The sequence below is a fragment of the Halococcoides cellulosivorans genome (assembly GCF_003058365.1).
GTDB lineage: Archaea > Halobacteriota > Halobacteria > Halobacteriales > Haloarculaceae > Halococcoides > Halococcoides cellulosivorans.
On record NZ_CP028858.1, the window covers coordinates 730,930 to 748,354 of the forward strand.

The following is a 17,425-nucleotide window of genomic DNA, read 5'->3' on the forward strand; positions in this document are numbered from 1 at the left end:
TGCGTTCAGGGCAGCACGTCGTCATCGAGATAGTTCGAACAGTCGATCGGGATCGCGTCCCAGGCTGCCTGAATCGCTTGATATCCCGTCCATCCTTCTCCACGAAGCATTTCGGCGCAGGCCTGACAGAACGCTTCGTCCGAACAGGCGCCCTCGTCGAGCACGAGATACAGCAAGAACGTCGGTGCGACGGCCTGTCCGGTCGTCTCCGTCGCGTCGAACAGCCGGTTGATCGACCGACGGCCGTGGGCGTCCATCAGGATCGCAAATCGATACTGGTCGGGGTGCTGTGCGATCTCTGTCTCGATCGATGTCTCGCCAGCGTCTGGCCCGTGTGGCCGGGGAACACACGTCACCGTCGAGAACGCCTCGGAGTCGGCTGCGAACGGTTCGAGTGCAGCACTGCTGCCGTGATGAAGCCACTGTTCTCTGCTGCCGTCGGGCGCGTATTCGGACGTCTCCCGGACGTGACGTTCGAGTTCCTGAATACAGACGTTCGTCGTGGTGAGCCGAAGGCGATCGACGACCGTCGACCAGAGGTGCGTGTTGGCGACGGCGATCAACGCGTCGGTGTCGACGATGATCGGATGACGGACCGCGTTCGCCATCGCTACTCTCGATACACGCCCGTCCGATCGATGTCGGTCGCCGCCTCGAAGGCTTCCCGTTCGCGTTCGATCTCGTCGAGCCCGTCCCCGAGCAGAATCTCGGCGACCTCCTCGGAGAGGTCACCGCGCTCGTATCGCTGGTGGAGGGTGATCTTCTCTTCCTCGGACAACGTTTCCCGGAGCTTCTCCGTGAGTCCCTGCCGCGCGAGTTCACTGACGTTGATCCCCCCGAGTCGCAACTCGTCGACGACTTGACTCGCTGCCTTCTCGGCGTGCCCCCTGAACTGAATTTTGTCGTCGTTGGTCGCCATCGTCCGCTTTCTTCGTCACGGACGGCAAAAACTGTTGTGACGTGCCATCCATGCCATTCACGTCAGTACCTCAGGACGTGCCAACTATGCCATTCACGTCAGTACATCAGACCCGCACGAGTACCTTGATCGCCTCGCGCTCGTCCATCGCGCGATACCCCTCTGCGATGTCGTCCAGCGGGACGGTCTTCGTGAAGATCGGCGACGGGTCGAGCGTCCCGCCGAGCACGTCGGCCATCAGATCGTCGGCGTACTCCCGGACGGGCGCGACCCCGCCCTGGAGCGTCACGTTGTCGGTGAAAAACTCGAAGATCGGAAACCCGCCGTCCATCCCGTGGGGCACGCCGACGTAGCCGACGGTCCCGCCGGGCCGGCAGACGCCGACGGCAGTCTCCATCGCACTCGCCGCGCCGACACACTCGACGGCGTGATCGACGCCGCCGTGGGTCAATTCCTTTACGCGCTCGATCGGGTCCTCGCGAGTACTCCCGTCGACCGTCGCGTCGGCCCCGAACGCCTCGGCGAGTGCGAGGCGGTCCTCGTGGTGGCCGACCGCGACGATGCGTTTCGCGCCCAGGCGTCGGGCCGCGAGCACACCACACAGTCCGACCGCGCCGTCACCGATGACGACACACTCCGATCCGACGTCGACGCCCGCGCTCCGTGCGGCGTGGTGGCCAGTGCCCATCACGTCCGTCAACGGAAGGAGCGCTTCGAGGGCTCGTTCGTCGTCGGCGTACCGATCGGGCACGCGCACGAGCGTGCCGTCGGCGTGGGGCACGCGGACGTATTCGCTTTGAGCGCCGCCGTGGTCACTCCAGGATTCGCCGTGCTCGCAGGAGGTCGGCAGGCCCGCTCGGCAGTACTGACACTCCCCACACCCGATCGCGAAGGGCGCGAACACCCGGTCGCCCTCGCGGACCCGCCGGACGTCCTCGCCGGTTGCCTCGACGATCCCCATCGGTTCGTGACCCACCCGACTTGGCGTCTCGCGATCGGAGTCGCCGCGATAGAACCACAGGTCCGACCCACAGATCGCGGTGTGGGTGATTCGGACGATGGCGTCGTCGGGACCGGTCAGTTCCGGGCGATCGACCTCCTCGACGCGAACGTCGCCGGGGCCGTGAAACACTGTCGCGCGCATGGGTCCGCCTCGAACGGGAGCCACAAAACTCTCCCGTCGGTGCCCTTTGGCCCGAACCCACTGGCCGATTCAGCCCCACGCCCCCGACTGCACGCGATCGAGCGCGTCGAGAAACCCGTCGGCGAAGCCGTCACTGGTCACGTGATCGGCCGCCGCCTGGACTTCCGCGGGTGCGTTCGCGACGGCGATGGCGGTGCCCGCCCGCTCGAACGTCGAGACGTCGTTCGCGGAGTCACCGATCGCGACCGCGCGATCCAGATCGAAGCCCACGTCGGTGGCGATCCGTTCGACGGCCCGGCCCTTGCTCACGTCGGGCGATTTGACGTGGTAGGCGTACTGGGTGTCGACGACTTCGAGGCCGTGCTCGGCGGCGATCTCACGGAGTGGTTCGACGGCGATCGAGTGCTCGAAGACGAGTTCGGTCTCGCGCCATCGATTCGCGAGATCGAGCGTGCCCCAGCCGTCCGAATAGCCCGCCGCTTCGTACTCTGCGAGGACGGCCTCGGCGGCGGCCCGGTCGCCGACGAATTCGAGTGTCTCGGTCGGCTCGCTGATCGCGACGCCGCCGTTCTCGGCGACGACGAGTCGATCGAGACCGAGGTAGTTACACAGCGCGATCGGATAGGGCAGGCTCTTGCCGGTCGCGATCACGACCGGGCCGGGCCAGGCGCGCAGCGCCGGGCCGATCCGGTCGTCCAGCACCATGGCGTCGTCGGTGAGCGTGCCGTCGACGTCGGTGATGAGGGGACGGGGGACCATACCGGCGCTCACCGGGCGAGGGGCATCCGTGTTGCGGTCGTTCTCATCGACCGATCACTCCAGCGCGCTCGCGAGCACTTTCCCCGCGGTCAGGACCGGGTCCCAGGTCGGGCCAAAGGGGGGCGCATAGGAGAGATCGAGTCGCGAGAGTTCGGTCGCGGTCAGGTCGGTGTGGAGTGCGGTCGCGACCGGGTCGATTCGCTTAGCGACGCCCTCCCGGCCGACCATGCTCGCCCCCAGCACGCGCCCGCTCGCCCGATCGCCCCAGAGTTCGATCGTCACCTTCGACCCTCCGGGGTAGTAGCCCGCCCGCGAGGCGCCGTCGATCGTGATCGATGCGGGGTCGAACCCCGCGGCCCGCGCGCGCTCGGGAACAGTGACGCCCGTCCGGGCGACCTCCAGGTCGAACGCCTTCAGGACGGCCGTCCCGGCGGTCGGCCCGACGGGCGTCGGATCGCCCGCGACGGTCGTCCCGATCGCTCGGCCCGCACGATTGGCCGTCAGCGCGAGGGGGACGTACGTGGGGTTGCCCGTGACGGTGTGGTCCGCTTCCGCACAGTCGCCGGCGGCGTAGACCCGATCGGTATCGGTCCGCCCGAGGCGATCGGTCGCGATCGCGCCGGTCTCCCCGATCGCGATCCCGGCGTCGGCCGCGAGCGCGGCGTTCGGCGTGACCCCCGCGGCGACGAGCACGAGATCGACGGCCCGGCGCTCGTCGGCCACGACGCTCGGCCCAGCGTCGATCGCCTCGACGGTCGTCCCCAGATGGAGACCGATCCCCTGCTCGCGGAGGTGCTTCTCGACCTGCGTTGCGATCGTCGGCCCGAACGGTTCGAGGACGTGCTCGCGCATCTCGTACAGGTCGACCGTACAGTCCTGCCCGTCGAACGCCTCGGCCATCTCGACGCCGACGTAGCCGCCGCCGACGACCGCGACCCGCTCGACGGCGCCCGATTCGAGGCGCTCGCGGATCGCGCGCCCGTCGGGCAGGTCGTGCAGACTCAGCACGTCGTCGCGGTCGATCCCGTCGATCGGTGGCTCGATCGCGCTCGCGCCCGTCGCGATCAAGAGATCGCCATACGACTGGTCGTACCGATCGCCCTCGCTCTCGACGGTGACGGTCTGGGCCGCCGTGTCGATCGCGACGACCTCGCTCTCGGTCCGTAGGTCGATGTCCCGCTCGTCTCGGAATCGGTCCGCCGAGACGGCGACCAGATCGTCGAGGCTCGCGATCTCGCCTTTGACGTAGTAGGGCAGGCCACACGCACCGTAGGAGACCCACTCGCCACGCTCGAAGACGACGATCTCTCGGTCGGGGGCCTCGCGGCGGGCCTTGCTCGCGGCACTCATCCCTGCGGCGTCGCCGCCGATCACGACGAACGGATCCATACGCGGCGATCGACCGCCGCCGGCTAAAGTATTGTGCCGATCGGACACAGACGGCCGACGCCAGCTTGAATGGGCTGGCAGCCCCATCGCGACCATGAGTGTCGCCAGCACGTGTGAGATTTGCGACCGGGCGGTCGAACACACCTGCACGCGGTGTGGTGATCTGGTCTGTGATCGCCACTACGACGATCGGAGCGGCTTTTGCACCCGGTGTGCCGGCGAGACTCGGCCCAGTGGCACGACCGACGAGTCCGGACCGAGCGGTGATTCAGGGTGGTCCGACGGCGTCGATACGTATCGGAGTTGAACGAGGGATGGATCTGGGAGTGGCCCCCCGAGTCCCGTCCGATCGTGTTGATTGTAATTTATACACAGACGGTGCTCGTGATATCAAACGAAATTATTAACGAAAATTTGATGAGTATCGGGCGGAAAATACACACGGACTCATGCGAGAGGGGAACTCCAGTCCAGACGTCGACGTTTCGAGGCGTACAGTCCTCAAAGGTCTCGCGGCCACCGGTGCCGCGGGGATCGTCCCGGCGACGGCGAGCGCGCAGTCGTCTGCCCCCAGACAGGTCGAGAACCTGGACCGAGGCGTGGTCGCGGTCCCGTCGGGGGACGGCATCCTCGTCCGCTGGCGACTGTTCGGGACCGACCCCGACGACCTGGGATTTCACGTGTATCGCAACGGCGAGCAGGTCAACGACTCGCCGATTACGGGCAGTACGAACTTCCACGATGCGGGCGGTTCACCAGGCGATGCGTACATGATCGAGACGGAAGACGGCGAGCAGTCGAAGTCGGTCGAGGCCTGGGAAAACGACTATATCGACATTCCGCTGCACGAGCGGCCCGGGAGCCAGTACCACCCGAACGACGCCAGCGTCGGCGACCTGACGGGGAACGGCCGGTACGACATCGTCGTCCAGTGGTATCCCGACAACGCCCAGGACAACGCCTTCGAGGGCCACACCGATCCGACCGTCTTCGAGGCGGTCACGCTGGAAGGCGAGACGCTCTGGCAGATCGACCTGGGCCCCAACATCCGGTCGGGGGCCCACTACGCGCAGTGGCTCGTCTACGACTTCGACGGCGACGGCATCTCGGAGTTCGTCGTCCGAACCGCCGACGGGACGGTCGACGGCGAAGGGTCGGTTATCGGTGATCCGAACGCCGACTGGATGAACGGCGAGGGCCGGAGCCTCGAAGGGCCCGAGTACCTGACCGTCTTCGACGGGACGACGGGCGCGGAGATCACGACCACGGACTTCGAGCCAGCCAGAGGCGACATTTGCTCGTGGGGTGACTGCTACGGCAACCGCGGCGAGCGGTTCCTCGCGGGCGTCGCCTACCTCGACGGCGAACACCCGAGCATCGTCGAGGCCCGCGGGTATTACGAACGGAGCGCGCTCGCGGCCTTCGACTTCGACGGCGAGAACCTGACCCAGCGCTGGCACTTCGACAGCGCCGACGGGTGGGGGGATTACGCCAGTCAGGGCAATCACCAGTTGAGCGTCGCCGACTGCGACGGCGACGGCTACGACGAAATCGTCTACGGGCAGTGTGTGATCGACCACGACGGGACCGGCCTGCACACGACTGGCTGGGGCCACGGCGACGCATTGCACGTGGGCGACTTCGCTCCCGATCGTGAGGGTCTGGAGATCTTCGGGCCCGGCGAAACCGGGAACATGGGCGAGGCGATGCGCGACGCAGAGACCGGCGAGCCACTCTGGTTCAGCGGCGAGAGCGGCGACGTCGGGCGAGGCGTCGCCGGCAACATCGATCCCTCGAACTACGGCGCCGAGGCCTGGTCCTCGGCCGACAACGGCCTTCGCGACGCCGAAACGGGCGATCCCGTCGGCAGTACACCCGGCCCGAAAAACCACCTCGTGTGGTGGAAAGGCGACCTGAAGCGGGAACTGCTCGACGGGACCTGGATCGGCGAGTGGGATCCGAACGACGACACGACACATACGGTCGAAGACTTCGGCGGCGTCGGTTCGAACAACGGGTCGAAGGCGAACCCGAGCCTCACTGCCGACATCCTCGGTGACTGGCGCGAGGAGGTGCTGCTCCGCCGCGACGACAACGAGGCACTGCGCCTGTTCGCGACGCCGTACGAGACCGACCACCGGATCTACACGCTGATGCACGACCCGATGTACCGATGTGCGATCGCCTGGCAGAACGTCGCGTACAACCAGCCGCCACATCCGAGCTTCTACATCGGCAACGGCATGGACGAACCGCCGGCGCAGAACATCCAGCCGATCGGTAGTGACCCCACGGATCGCATCTTCGGCCTGCCCAGTGTGCCGAACGTCCCCGACGACACGTATCAGCTGGTCAATGTCAACTCGGGACACGTCCTCTCGGTCGCCAGTGGGAGTGAATCCGACGGCGCGGACGTGGTCCAGGCGAGCGATTCGGACGCGTCGGCTCAGCAGTGGGACCTGGCCTACGCCGGCAACGGCCAGTACGACCTCCTCGCAGCCCACTCTGGGAAGGCACTGGACGTCTCCGGGTCGTCGGAAGAGGACGGCGCAAACGTCCAGCAGTATGCGCCCAGCGCCAACGCGAACCAGCGGTGGTATCTCGACCCACGAGGCGACGGCACCTACCGGATCGTCGCTGCCCACTCCGAGAAGGTTCTCGAAATCAGCGAGCAGTCGACGGCCGACGGCGCGACCGCCCAGCAGTGGACGTGGAACGGGGGCGACCACCAGCGCTGGGAACTCGTGCCCACCCAATCGTGGGCTGGCGCGGGCCCGATCACCATCGACGGCGGGGGCGCGGACATTTGGGGCACTGCAGACGCCGGCCACATGTACGCGGGCCAGGTGACTGGCGACTTCGACGTGGTAGTGCGGGTCGCGAACGTCGAGGACACCGACGCGTTCGCCAAGGCTGGCCTCATGGTTCGCGCCGGGATGGACGCCGGGGCGGCGAACGCGATGATCCGGCGGACACCGTCACAGACGTCCTTGCAGTGGCGGCCCGAAGCGGGCGCGGAGTCGGTCAGTCTCACCTCGGGGGCGACCGCCGAGAGCGAGGTCACCGGTGGGACGACCGATCATACCGTCCAACGCCTGATGCGCTCGGGCGACGAACTGCGAGCGTACACCTCGGCCGACGGCGAGGAGTGGACACTCCTGGCGACGGTGTCGATGTCGCTACCGGAGGAGGTGATGGTCGGACTGGCGGTGACGAGTCACTCCGCCGGGACGCTCGCCACGGCCGAATTCGAGAAATTCGCTGGCGTCGATCCGACCCTCAACCAAGACATCGGGACGGTCGAGGCCGCCGGGAGTGTGACCGACGACAGCACCGATCTCGACCCGGTCGACGGTCGCGTCCCTCGTGATCTCGACGGCGACGGGATTCACGAGGACATCAACGGGAACGGAAAACTGGACTTCCCGGACGTGAACGCGTTCTTCCAGCACTCCGATCGGCCAGTCCTCGACGATCACACTGCAGCCTACGACGTCACTGGGGACGGCGTTGTCGACATGCAGGACGTGCTCGCGCTGTTCGAACTGATCTGATCCGTCGACAGCGGCGATCTCACCTCAGTTCGGCAGGCGCTCGACGTCTGCGAGGATCGCACTCGCGGTCTCGGGCCCGCCCGCGCCACGGCCCGAGAGGTTGAGTCGACCGGCGTTGTCGGTGTCGAGTTGGACGATGTTGGTCGTCCCCGTCACGGCGAGTTCGCTGTGTTCGGGGACCAGACGGGGCCCGACCCGGACCTCGCCGTCGACGACCTCTCCGATCAGGCGGATCGTCCGGCCGTCCTCGCTGGCCAAATCGAGTGCACTACCGGGAACGGATTTGATGCCTTCGACGGTCGCATCGTCGAGCGTGTAGGTTCGCTCGCACTCTGCGAGCACGTTCGCGAGGATGACACACTTCAGCGCGGCGTCGGTGCCCTCGACGTCGAACGCGGGATCGGTCTCTGCGACGCCGAGGTCCTGGGCCTCGGCAAGCACGTGATCGTACCCCAGGCCTTCGGCGGCCATCCGCGAGAGGATGAAGTTCGCCGTGCCGTTGAGGACGCCACGGGCGGCCTGGATCGTCGCGGGACTGTAGTCTTCGATCGTCGAGAGCACCGGGATCGCCCCGGCGACGGTCGCCTCGAATCGGACCTCGCCCTCGCTCGCGCGTTCCAGGTCGCGCACGTCGGCAAACCGCTCGGCCATCGGGCCTTTGTTCGCGAGCACGACGTGGCGGTCGCGTTCGAGGGCCGCCCGGACGTGGCCGAAGCCCGGTTGGGCGTCACCCAGCGTGACGGGCGTGACCTCGACGAGCGCGTCGTAGTCGGCGTCGAGGACGGCGTCCGGGTCGGCGTCGCCCAGCGCGGCCTCGCCCTCGATGTTCTGACGATCGAGTGCGGCCTTGACGTCGATCCCCGTGGGGTCGATCGCCGCCGACGCGACGTTGGCCATGCCCGTGACGCGATGACCGTAGTCGGCAGCGAGTTCGGCAACCGAACTCCCGACCGTACCGGTCCCCATGATCGCGAGGTCCATCAGGCCTCACCTCCCGGCGCGAGCGGTTCGACGACGTGGAGGTCTTTCTCGGCGGCGACCGATCGGACGGCGTCCAGCGTGGAACTGACGGCCCCCGATTCGGTCTTCAGGCGAAGGCGTGCACTCGACACGTCCTCCGATCCCTCGGGCGCCGTCAGCGCCAGGTCGACGACGGCGCCGTTGCGCTCCTGGAGTTGCGAGAGCGTATCTGAGAGGTCGGTCTCGACGAGGTGGCCGACCAGCAGGACCGTCACTTCCTCGGAGTATCGCTCCTGGCCGGCCTGGATGACGTTCACGCCAGCCTCGCGCAGCGCGTCGACGATCTCCTCGAAGCGGCTGGGGGCGGCCTCAAGATCCACCTCGACGGGGATGCGCCCCCGGGGTGTGAGGTTCCCACGCTCGTGGAAGATACTCAGGAGATTGCCGCCGTTGTTGGCGATCGGTTCGAGTGTCCGCAACAGCTCTCCCGGTTCGTCGCTGAGTTCGAGCCGGACTGTGTACGACCGCAGTCCGTCGGGCGCGTCACTCATCGTCCGATCACCTCCCGAGCGTGGGTGGGTCCGCTCATCGTCGGGTGATAGGCCCTCACCGTTAAGAAGGCGTCCATTGCGGTCGATCGTTATACTTTCACGTGGGCACTGGTAACGGTACACAACACCATCCCCTCGGTGGACCGACCGTGGTCGTCGCGTCGTTCTCACGACGGTCACAATCGGTCGCCGTCAGGTGTCACGGCCCGACGCGGCGCTCGCTCGATGGCCCCGATCGCGGCCCGCACTCTCGTCCCGCTCGCTGGCGGCGAGCAGGGAGTCAACGATCAGGCTCCGTCCGTCGGAGTAGGGCCGCCAGCGCGAAGCCCACGAGCCAGGCAACGGCTGTGAGCGCACGAACCACGTCGACGGAGTTCGCGAATCCCAGAACGCCGAGGAGGGTGTGGGCGGGGCGAACGTGGACGGTCGGGAGCAACAGGAGTCCGAGGAGGCCGAGACAAAAGCACCCGACGGCGACGTTCCCGAGGACCCGACGCAGGGTTGGCGGGCCGCGGCCAGTCACGACGAGTCGGCCCTCTCGCTGTCGAGATCCTGCGACGAGGCGACGGCGAGCCAGAGCAAGAGTCCGACTGCGATCAAGAGCCCCAGCACCGTCCCGCCGAGCCCGAAGTCGTGCAAGATGCCGATATCGATCGGAGCGCTCCCACTCGACGCGGGCCGGACGAGGTTGCCCGCATCGTAGACGACGGCCGCCAGTCCCCCGATCAGGAGGCTGCCCGCGAGCGGATAACCGAACCGAAACGCCCGGGCAGCTCGCGACGACGGCGGCACGTCCGCCACCCAGAGCCCCAGCAGGTACACACCGACGATTACGATTGCGGCAACGCCGAGGCCGGCGAGCGTAGCGGTTGCCACGGCCATGCGGTCCCATGGCCGCAGATCCTCATTAAGATGGGGTCACAGACTCGCGGAGCGGTCGGTCGAGAGCAGGTCGATCGCTTCGGTCTTGACCGCATCCGCGCTCGCTCGCCGTCGTCTCGAATATACCTACGACGGATCGAAAACGGCCCGGTCGATCGTCACCGACTGGTTGTCACTCGTACCGGCTACGGTGGCAGTAGCGGCCGCGGTCGCGGCCCGCGCATCCCGCTCGCCGTGGCGAGCGGGTTCACCGGAATCGCCGGACGGCGATTCCGGGTCTTTTTGGTCGAGCTTTTTCGAGTCGAGCGGAACCGAAGGTTCCGCTGACCATGCGAACGGACGCTTCGCGTCCGTGAGCAGAGAGCGGTCGCCGCAGGCGACCCGACGTGGTTCGAAAGAGCGCAGAGCGCTCTTTCGTCATCACGAGAGAGCGGAGCTCTCTCGAACGACAGAAAAAGGTCGTCTGGAAAAGGTCGTCGTTTAGAAGTAATCGATGCCGGCGGGCAGTTCGAGCTTCATGCCTTTGCGCTCGCGGATCTGTGTGATGATGTCGGGCTGGAGGTTGTCGGCCAGCACGCGGAAGCCCGCGTTCTCGGTGTTCCAGGAGGCGCGGCCTTCGGTCGCCGACCGAATGTCGCTCGAAAATCCGATCATCTCCTCGACGGGCGCGATGCCCTCGATCACCATGACGTCGCCTTCCTGGTACATGTCGTCGACCCGGCCACGTCGGCCCTGAATCTCGCCCGATGCCGCGCCCATGTGTTCGCTGGGCACGTCGATCCGGACGTCCTGAATCGGCTCCAGGAGGCGGATCTCGGCGTCGATCAGCGCGTTGTGGACGGCCTGGCGGACGGCGGGGACGACCTGGGCGGGACCGCGGTGGATGGCGTCCTCGTGCAGGCGAGCGTCGTGCAATCGGAGCAGCGACCCCTGGACCGGTTCGGCGGCCAGCGGCCCGTCGTCGAGGGCCTCTTCGAGCCCCTCGATGACGAGTTCCATCGTCTCGTTGAGGTGCTGAATCCCCTTCGTGTCGTCGATCAGGATGTTCGTCCGGTGGATCGTCTCGACCTCCTGGGAGGCCTCCTTCTCGAGGCCGGCGTCCTGGAGGGCTTCACGCCGTTCGAGTTCGGGCATGTCCATCGACGCCTCGCCCATCTTGATCGTCTCGACGACGTCCTCGGGCAGCGGCTCGACGGTGATGTAAAACCGGTTGTGTCGGTTCGGAGAGATGCCCTCGACCTCTCGCGAGGCGGTCTGGGGGGCCTCGCGGAAGACGACGATCGGTTCACCGGTCGTGATCGGAATGCCCTGGTTGCGCTCGATGCGCTGGCCGATCACCTCGAGGTGGAGTTCGCCCTGTCCGGAGATGAGGTGCTCGCCGGTGTCCTCGTTGATCTCCACGTGGATCGTCGGGTCTTCTTTCGAGACCTGCTGGAGCGTCTCGATCAGCTTCGGCAGGTCGTCCATGCGCTGGGCTTCGACACTTTTCGTGATGACGGGCTCCGAGAGGTGCTCGATCGACTCGAAGGGCGTCATCTCGACGCTACTGACCGTCGAGCCCGCGATGGCGTCTTTCAGCCCCGTGACGGCGGCGATGTTCCCCGCGGGCACGCGACTCACTTCCTCGCGTTCACCACCCATGAACAGCCCGACCGACTGGAGGCGGTTCGTCCCGGCCGTCCCCGAGACGTAGAGGTCCTGGCCCTCTTCGAGCGTGCCAGAGAAGACACGACCCGTCGCAATCTCGCCGGCGTGGGGGTCCATCGAGATGTCCGTCACCATGAAGACGACCTCGCCGTCCTCGTCGACGAAGCGCATGCTCTCCGCGAGTTCCGAGTCCGCGTCGCCACGCCAGACCGTCGGAATCCGACGGGGCTGGGCGTCGACGGGGTTCGGGAAGTGCTCACAGACCATGTCGAGGACGACGTCCGAGAGTGGCGTCTGCTCGTGGAGTTCCTGGCGCTTGTCCGCCCGCTCCAGATCGATGATGTCACCGAAGTCCATCCCCGTGGCGACCATCGACGGCTTCGAGACGCCCCACTTGTAGAGTGCGGAGCCAAAAGCGACCGTCCCCTCGTCGACCGAGACCGTCCAGTCGCGATCCCAGTCCTCGGTCATCCCGCGGATGAGTTCGTTCACGTCGTGGATGACTGCGAGCAGGCGTTCCTGCATCTCCTCGGGGCCCTCCTGCAGTTCCGAGATCAGCCGGTCGACCTTGTTGATAAAGAGGGTGGGCTTGACGCCTTCTCGCAGCGCCTGCCGAAGCACGGTCTCGGTCTGGGGCATCGCGCCCTCGACGGCGTCGACGACCACCATCGCGCCGTCGACCGCGCGCATCGCGCGTGTCACGTCGCCACCGAAGTCGACGTGGCCCGGCGTGTCGATCAGGTTGATGAGGTGGTTTTTCTCATCGTACTCGTGGGTCATCGAGACGTTTGCCGCGTCGATGGTGATCCCACGCTCCTGTTCGTCCTCTTCGGTGTCCATCGCGAGCTGTTCGCCCGCGGTGTCCTCGGAGATCATCCCTGCCCCCGCGAGCAGGTTGTCCGTCAGCGTCGTCTTCCCGTGGTCGACGTGGGCGGCGATCGCGATGTTGCGAATCTGTTCGGGCTGGTCCATCAGCCCCTCACATTCCTCGACGATCTGCGAGCGTCGGCTCATTATGGGCCATCCTATCCGCAGGGCAATGAAAAGGGTAGTGTTTCCGTGTGAAGCGTGTCAAAGACACGCGAACACGGAAACGAGCGGTGGGGTGGTGGATGCGTTGGAAGCGTGTCAAAGACACGCGAACACGGAAACGAGCGGTGGGGTGGTGGATGCGTTGGAAGCGTGTCAAAGACACGCGAACACGGAAACGAGCGGTGGGGTGGTGGATGCGTTGGAAGCGTGTCAAAGACACGCGAACACGGAAACGAGCGGTGGGGTGGTCGATTCGTTGGAAGCGTGTCAAAGACATGCGAACACGGAAACGAGCGGTGGGGTGGTGGATGCGTTGGATGCGTGTCAAAGACACGCGAACACGGAACCGAGCGGTGGGGTGGTGGATGCGTTGGATGCGTGTCAAAGACACGCGAACACGGAACCGAGCGGTGGGGTGGCGGTTCCCCACACTGGAATTAAGGGTACTCCCGCCGTCGGCCCGGTATGGCCATCGACTGGATCGCCCGCCGACTGCTGGACTGGATCGATATGGACGACGAGGAGGCCGCGGAGGTTCTCCCGGGATCGCTCGCGGAGGGCCTCCCCGAGCGCTCGATTGCGGACCCGACCGGATCCCGGCCGTCGGAAACGGCCGAGGCCGATGTCTCGACCGAGGCTTTGGCGTCGGGAGACACCGACGCGGAACCCGCCGTATCGACACTGGCGGCCGAGACCGACGACGGGCCGTCGCGACTCCGTCGGTTCGGCCCGTATCTGCTGGGCCTGGGCGCGGCGCTGGCGGCGTTCGTCGGCGTGCTGGGCGTCGTCCACGTCGTGCGCGGCTGGATCGAGGAACTTCGTGTCGGCCACACGCCGATGGACGGGGCGGTCGACGACGAGTCGGGGCCCGCGCCGGTGTCCGGTTCGGACGGCCCCGACGCCGGTCGCGTCCCCGCCGCCGAGCGGTCTATGGGTGACGATGCGGTCCCGTCCGTGGCGGACGAGGAGAGCGACGGCGACGTTCTCGCGGCGCTGGTTGGACTCGGCTTTCACAAACTCGTCGACGGCGTCGTCTCGCGGCCGCCGGTGGCCGACGAAGGGACGACGATCCCGGTCGAACGGCCGGAGGACTAATCCTCGGTCTCGTAGCGATCGAACAGGGTCGCGAGTTGGGTCGCGCGCATGGTCAGCATCTTCGCATTGACGCTCATCTCTCCGAGCGCGAGGGTCTGCTCTTCTGCGATCGCGGCGATGTGTTCGGCCTCGTCGACGTTCTGGCGGCTGACCTCCGCGAGTTCGTCTGCCGTCGAGGCGACCTCTTCGGTCGTCGCGGCCTGATCGTCGGTCGCTGAGGAGATCTCTTTGATGCCACTGGAGGTGTCTTGAACGTGATCGAGAATCGATTCGAGTGCGTCGAGACTCTCCTCGATCGTCCCGCGGGAACGCTCGACGGACTCGCTCATCGTGTGGATCTCCCCGACGGTATGTCCGGTCTGCTCCTGGGCGTCCTCGATGAGGTCTTCGATCTGCCCGGTCGCAGATTTGGTCTCCTCAGCGAGTTGTTTGACCTCGTCCGCGACGACGCCGAAGCCGGTCTGCTCGCCCGAGGAGGCGTGCGCTGCTTCGATCGAGGCGTTGAGCGCGAGGATGTTGGTCTGCTCGGCAATGTCGTCGATCATATCGACGATCGTCCCGATCTCGTTCATCTGATCGTCGAGTTCTTCGACGGCCCCGACGACCTGGTCGGTCTGTTCGTCGGCCTCGACCATCGCGTCTCGGGCCTCGCGGGCGGATTCGATGCCGTCGACGGTGTGCCGTTCGGTCTGATCGGCCCGCTCGGAGACCTGGTCCGAGGAGGCGGCGATCTCTTCGATCGTCGCGGACATGTCACTCATCTCCTCGGAGATCTCGGAGATCTGGTGGTGTTGATCGAGAAAGACGTCACCGATCTCCTGGATCGACGCGGAGACGTTCTCGCTGGCCTCGCGGACGGCGTCGGTCGCGGCGGCGACCTGTTCGCTGTTGCCCACGAGGTCGTCGCTGAACTCCGCCGCGGTCGTGATCGTCTGCTGGAACTCCGTGACGGCGGCGTTGAACTCGCTGGCGAGCGTCGCCATCTCGGGATCGTCGACGGACTCGTCCAGCCGCGCCGTGAGATCTCCATCACCGACGGTTCCGACCCCCTGAGCGTACGTTCGTGCGGTCTCGTGGATCGTCGCGGCGTCGACACCGCCGTCGGCAACCGTCGGGCGATGGAAATCGGTGACGACGGTCGTCGCGTGGGTCGGGTCGCGGATCGTCTCGATCGACAGATGGGCCGCGGACGCCGGAGTCGACGCCTCGGATGACGATCGGGTGGACGACGCCGGAGTCGGCGCCTCGACCGGCGATCGAGTGGTGGCCTCCGGGGTGGACCCGGCGGTCAGTCGTCGAATCGCATACAGGAGGGCCCCGAGAGCGCCGACGAACGCGCCGATCGCCACTGCCAGGCCGACAGGGCCGTCGACTGTCGACCAGAGGGCCGCCTGTCCCAGCGCGTGCACTGGCTGAACCGCGAGCGCCACGAGTACGTCCCGGTCCAGAGAACTCGCCATGAGGCGGTATAGGCAGATCAACCCTAAATATTCTTCTGCGCGGTGATTCCGATCGATAACGGCATCTGTCAGACGGGCACAACAGTATTGCACGCACGGACCATACGTCACGCTATGGCATCCTCGGCGAGCGACGAGGCCCGTTCGCACCATCGCGTGGAACTCGTCCACCGTCTCGCCGGGGGTGACGGCCGGGCCGCGCTGGAGGCGTTCCTCGCGGGGATCGACGACGTCCGGGTCGAGACGACGCTCGTCGACGACGTCGGCTTGACCGTCAAGACTCGCCTCCTCCGGGAGGAGGCGCCGGACTGTTGGATCGGGTGGCCGGGCCGGACGCTCGAACCGTACGTCCAGGCGGGGATGCTCGCGGACGCCGGGCCGGTCTGGACCGACGACGTTCGCGCGGCCTATCGGGAGGGCCCTCGCGAGGCCGCACGAATCGACGGCGTCTTCCGGGCCGTCCCGATCACCATCCATCGGATCAACAACCTCTTCTTTCACCCCGATCCGGTCGATCGGGCGGGCGTCGATCTGGAGCGCGTCGACTCGCCGGCGGCACTGATCGACGCGCTCGAACGCATCGACGAGGCCGTCGAGGCCCACCCGATCGCGTTCCCGATGAAAAACCCCTGGACGGTGCTCCAGGCCTGGGAGACGATCCTCGTCGCGCTCGCGGGCGCGTCGGGGTATCGGGAGATCCTCGACGGTCGGGTGCGCGACCACCGCGACGCGGTCGAGCGCGCACTCGACATCGTCGCGCGCCTGGCCGATCTGGCGGCCCCCGACGCGCTCTACTCGTCGCTCACGCGCGCGAACGACCGATTCATCGAGGGTTCGGCGGTGACGATCACGCAGGGCGACTGGGTCGCCGGCCAGTACGTCGACCGCGCCGACATGGAGTACGGGACCGACTGGGATCACGTCGCCGTCCCGGGGACCGGCGACGCCTACGTGATGAACATGGACGCCGTCGTCGCGACCGCCGCCGAGGATCGCGATCTCGACGCCGTCCACGCCCTGCTGGCGTACGCTGCCTCCGTCGACGGCCAGCGCCGATTCAACCAGAAGAAAGGGTCGATCCCGCCGCGATCGGACGTTTCGATGGACGCGTTCGGTCCGTTCCGCCAGGATCAGGCGCGTGCGTTCGACGCCGCTCGCTCTCAACCAGTCTCGTTGACCCACGGACTGGGTGTCTCGCCGACCCGACTGGTCGAGTGCAAGACCGCGATGGCGGCGTTCGTCGCCGAGCGCGACGTCGGGGCCACGACGACTGCGCTCGTCGACGCGCTCGCGGACTGAGTCGGGCGGAGACGCCGCTCGCAGACCCCTCGTTACGGCACGACGCCGACGGTCAAGAGCGTGCCGTACTCCCGGTAGTGCTCGACCATCGCATCGCGGGTCTCGAACTCGTCGGTGGGAAACCGATCGCCGGCGGGAATCTCGACCTCACGATCCGGGATGGCGTCCTGGACGGCGACCCGAAAGCCGGCGTCGCGGAACGCCGCGCGATACTCCTCGCGAGTCCACCAGGTCATCGGCACGTCGACGTACTCCTGCCAGGCCTCGGTGTGTGGATTGTTCGCATAAAAGTCGACGGCGACGTGGGCCGTGCCGCCGGGCCGGAGCACGCGCCGGAGTTCCGCGAGCGCGCTCGGCACGTCGCTGGCGTAGTAGATCGCTTCCATCGAGAACGCGTGATCGAGGGTGTCGTCCGCAAAGGGGAGTGCGGTGAAATCCCCGCGGACGAACCCCACGCGGTCGTCGTCGGTGTACGACCGGGCGTTGGTGAGCATCCCCGGCGATCGATCCAGGCCGTACACTCGATCGGCGTCGGTCGCCGCCCGGATCGCCCGCCCGGCGTACCCACTGCCACAGCCCAGATCCAGGACGCGATCGCCCGATTCGATCGGCATCCGCGCGAGGGCGTGTTTCGCGGTGTGCCAGTGCCGTTCTTCCATCCCCTTGTCCCGCCCGTCGGCGGCCCAGTCGTCGAAGGCGTCGCCAATGCTCATGGATTCGCGAGGAGAGCCACG

16 protein-coding genes are annotated in these 17,425 nt (G+C 66.8%); 4 read left to right on the forward strand and 12 right to left on the reverse strand.

Annotation, left to right across the window (positions count from 1 at the left end):
* Positions 1–5 precede the first annotated feature (5 nt).
* From HARCEL1_RS03550 to HARCEL1_RS03570, 5 genes are all read right to left on the reverse strand, one after another.
* The gene (locus tag HARCEL1_RS03550) at positions 6–608 is read right to left on the reverse strand and encodes a hypothetical protein (protein ID WP_174182918.1); all 603 of its coding nucleotides are present in this window, start codon (positions 606–608) and stop codon (positions 6–8) included.
* A gap of 2 nt (positions 609–610) precedes the next feature.
* Positions 611–919 carry a hypothetical protein gene (locus HARCEL1_RS03555; protein ID WP_108381224.1) on the reverse strand — a complete coding sequence of 103 codons (309 nt, stop codon included), beginning with the start codon at positions 917–919 and terminating at the stop codon, positions 611–613.
* 106 nt (positions 920–1,025) lie between these two features.
* Positions 1,026–2,063, reverse strand: a complete 1,038-nt coding sequence (locus tag HARCEL1_RS03560) for a zinc-dependent alcohol dehydrogenase family protein (protein ID WP_108381225.1) — start codon at positions 2,061–2,063, stop codon at positions 1,026–1,028.
* Between the two features lie 69 nt (positions 2,064–2,132).
* The gene (locus HARCEL1_RS03565; protein ID WP_108384062.1) at positions 2,133–2,822 is read right to left on the reverse strand and encodes a phosphoglycolate phosphatase; all 690 of its coding nucleotides are present in this window, start codon (positions 2,820–2,822) and stop codon (positions 2,133–2,135) included.
* A gap of 54 nt (positions 2,823–2,876) precedes the next feature.
* Positions 2,877–4,211 carry an FAD-dependent oxidoreductase gene (locus tag HARCEL1_RS03570; protein WP_108381226.1) on the reverse strand — a complete coding sequence of 445 codons (1,335 nt, stop codon included), beginning with the start codon at positions 4,209–4,211 and terminating at the stop codon, positions 2,877–2,879.
* Positions 4,212–4,305: 94 nt separating this feature from the next.
* Here HARCEL1_RS03570 and HARCEL1_RS03575 point away from each other — a divergent pair, with 94 nt between their 5' ends.
* Complete coding sequence (locus tag HARCEL1_RS03575; RefSeq protein ID WP_108381227.1) at positions 4,306–4,518, forward strand: hypothetical protein; 213 nt, start codon at positions 4,306–4,308, stop codon at positions 4,516–4,518.
* Between the two features lie 142 nt (positions 4,519–4,660).
* Entirely contained in the window at positions 4,661–7,765 is a 3,105-nt protein-coding gene (locus HARCEL1_RS03580) for a rhamnogalacturonan lyase family protein (RefSeq protein WP_108381228.1), read from the forward strand.
* Positions 7,766–7,789: 24 nt separating this feature from the next.
* Here HARCEL1_RS03580 and HARCEL1_RS03585 read toward each other — a convergent pair whose 3' ends face one another.
* The 5 genes from HARCEL1_RS03585 to HARCEL1_RS03605 form a co-directional block, all read right to left on the reverse strand.
* Positions 7,790–8,746, reverse strand: a complete 957-nt coding sequence (locus HARCEL1_RS03585; RefSeq protein WP_108381229.1) for a homoserine dehydrogenase — start codon at positions 8,744–8,746, stop codon at positions 7,790–7,792.
* Positions 8,746–9,276 (reverse strand): amino acid-binding protein, encoded by a 531-nt coding sequence (locus HARCEL1_RS03590; protein WP_108381230.1) that lies wholly within the window; start codon positions 9,274–9,276, stop codon positions 8,746–8,748. The genes HARCEL1_RS03585 and HARCEL1_RS03590 overlap by 1 nt, the downstream gene beginning before the upstream one ends.
* A 192-nt stretch (positions 9,277–9,468) precedes the next feature.
* Positions 9,469–9,633 (reverse strand): hypothetical protein, encoded by a 165-nt coding sequence (locus HARCEL1_RS13285; protein WP_159077003.1) that lies wholly within the window; start codon positions 9,631–9,633, stop codon positions 9,469–9,471.
* A 162-nt stretch (positions 9,634–9,795) separates the two neighbouring features.
* Entirely contained in the window at positions 9,796–10,158 is a 363-nt protein-coding gene (locus HARCEL1_RS03600) for a hypothetical protein (protein WP_108381232.1), read from the reverse strand.
* Positions 10,159–10,638: 480 nt separating this feature from the next.
* Positions 10,639–12,819, reverse strand: a complete 2,181-nt coding sequence (locus HARCEL1_RS03605) for an elongation factor EF-2 (RefSeq protein WP_108381233.1) — start codon at positions 12,817–12,819, stop codon at positions 10,639–10,641.
* A gap of 483 nt (positions 12,820–13,302) precedes the next feature.
* Here HARCEL1_RS03605 and HARCEL1_RS03610 point away from each other — a divergent pair, with 483 nt between their 5' ends.
* Positions 13,303–13,932, forward strand: a complete 630-nt coding sequence (locus HARCEL1_RS03610; RefSeq protein ID WP_108381234.1) for a hypothetical protein — start codon at positions 13,303–13,305, stop codon at positions 13,930–13,932.
* Here HARCEL1_RS03610 and HARCEL1_RS03615 read toward each other — a convergent pair.
* Positions 13,929–15,392 (reverse strand): methyl-accepting chemotaxis protein, encoded by a 1,464-nt coding sequence (locus HARCEL1_RS03615; RefSeq protein WP_108381235.1) that lies wholly within the window; start codon positions 15,390–15,392, stop codon positions 13,929–13,931. The two genes, HARCEL1_RS03610 and HARCEL1_RS03615, sit on opposite strands and share 4 nt — an antisense overlap.
* Positions 15,393–15,506: 114 nt before the next feature.
* Between HARCEL1_RS03615 and HARCEL1_RS03620 the strand changes: the two genes are divergently transcribed.
* A complete protein-coding gene (locus HARCEL1_RS03620; RefSeq protein WP_108381236.1) occupies positions 15,507–16,691 on the forward strand; it encodes an ABC transporter substrate-binding protein in 1,185 nt (394 codons plus the stop codon).
* A gap of 32 nt (positions 16,692–16,723) precedes the next feature.
* Here the strand turns inward: HARCEL1_RS03620 and HARCEL1_RS03625 are convergent, their stop codons facing one another.
* Positions 16,724–17,404, reverse strand: coding sequence for a class I SAM-dependent methyltransferase (locus tag HARCEL1_RS03625; protein ID WP_108381237.1), 681 nt, complete (start codon positions 17,402–17,404; stop codon positions 16,724–16,726).
* Between the last annotated feature and the right edge of the window lie 21 nt (positions 17,405–17,425).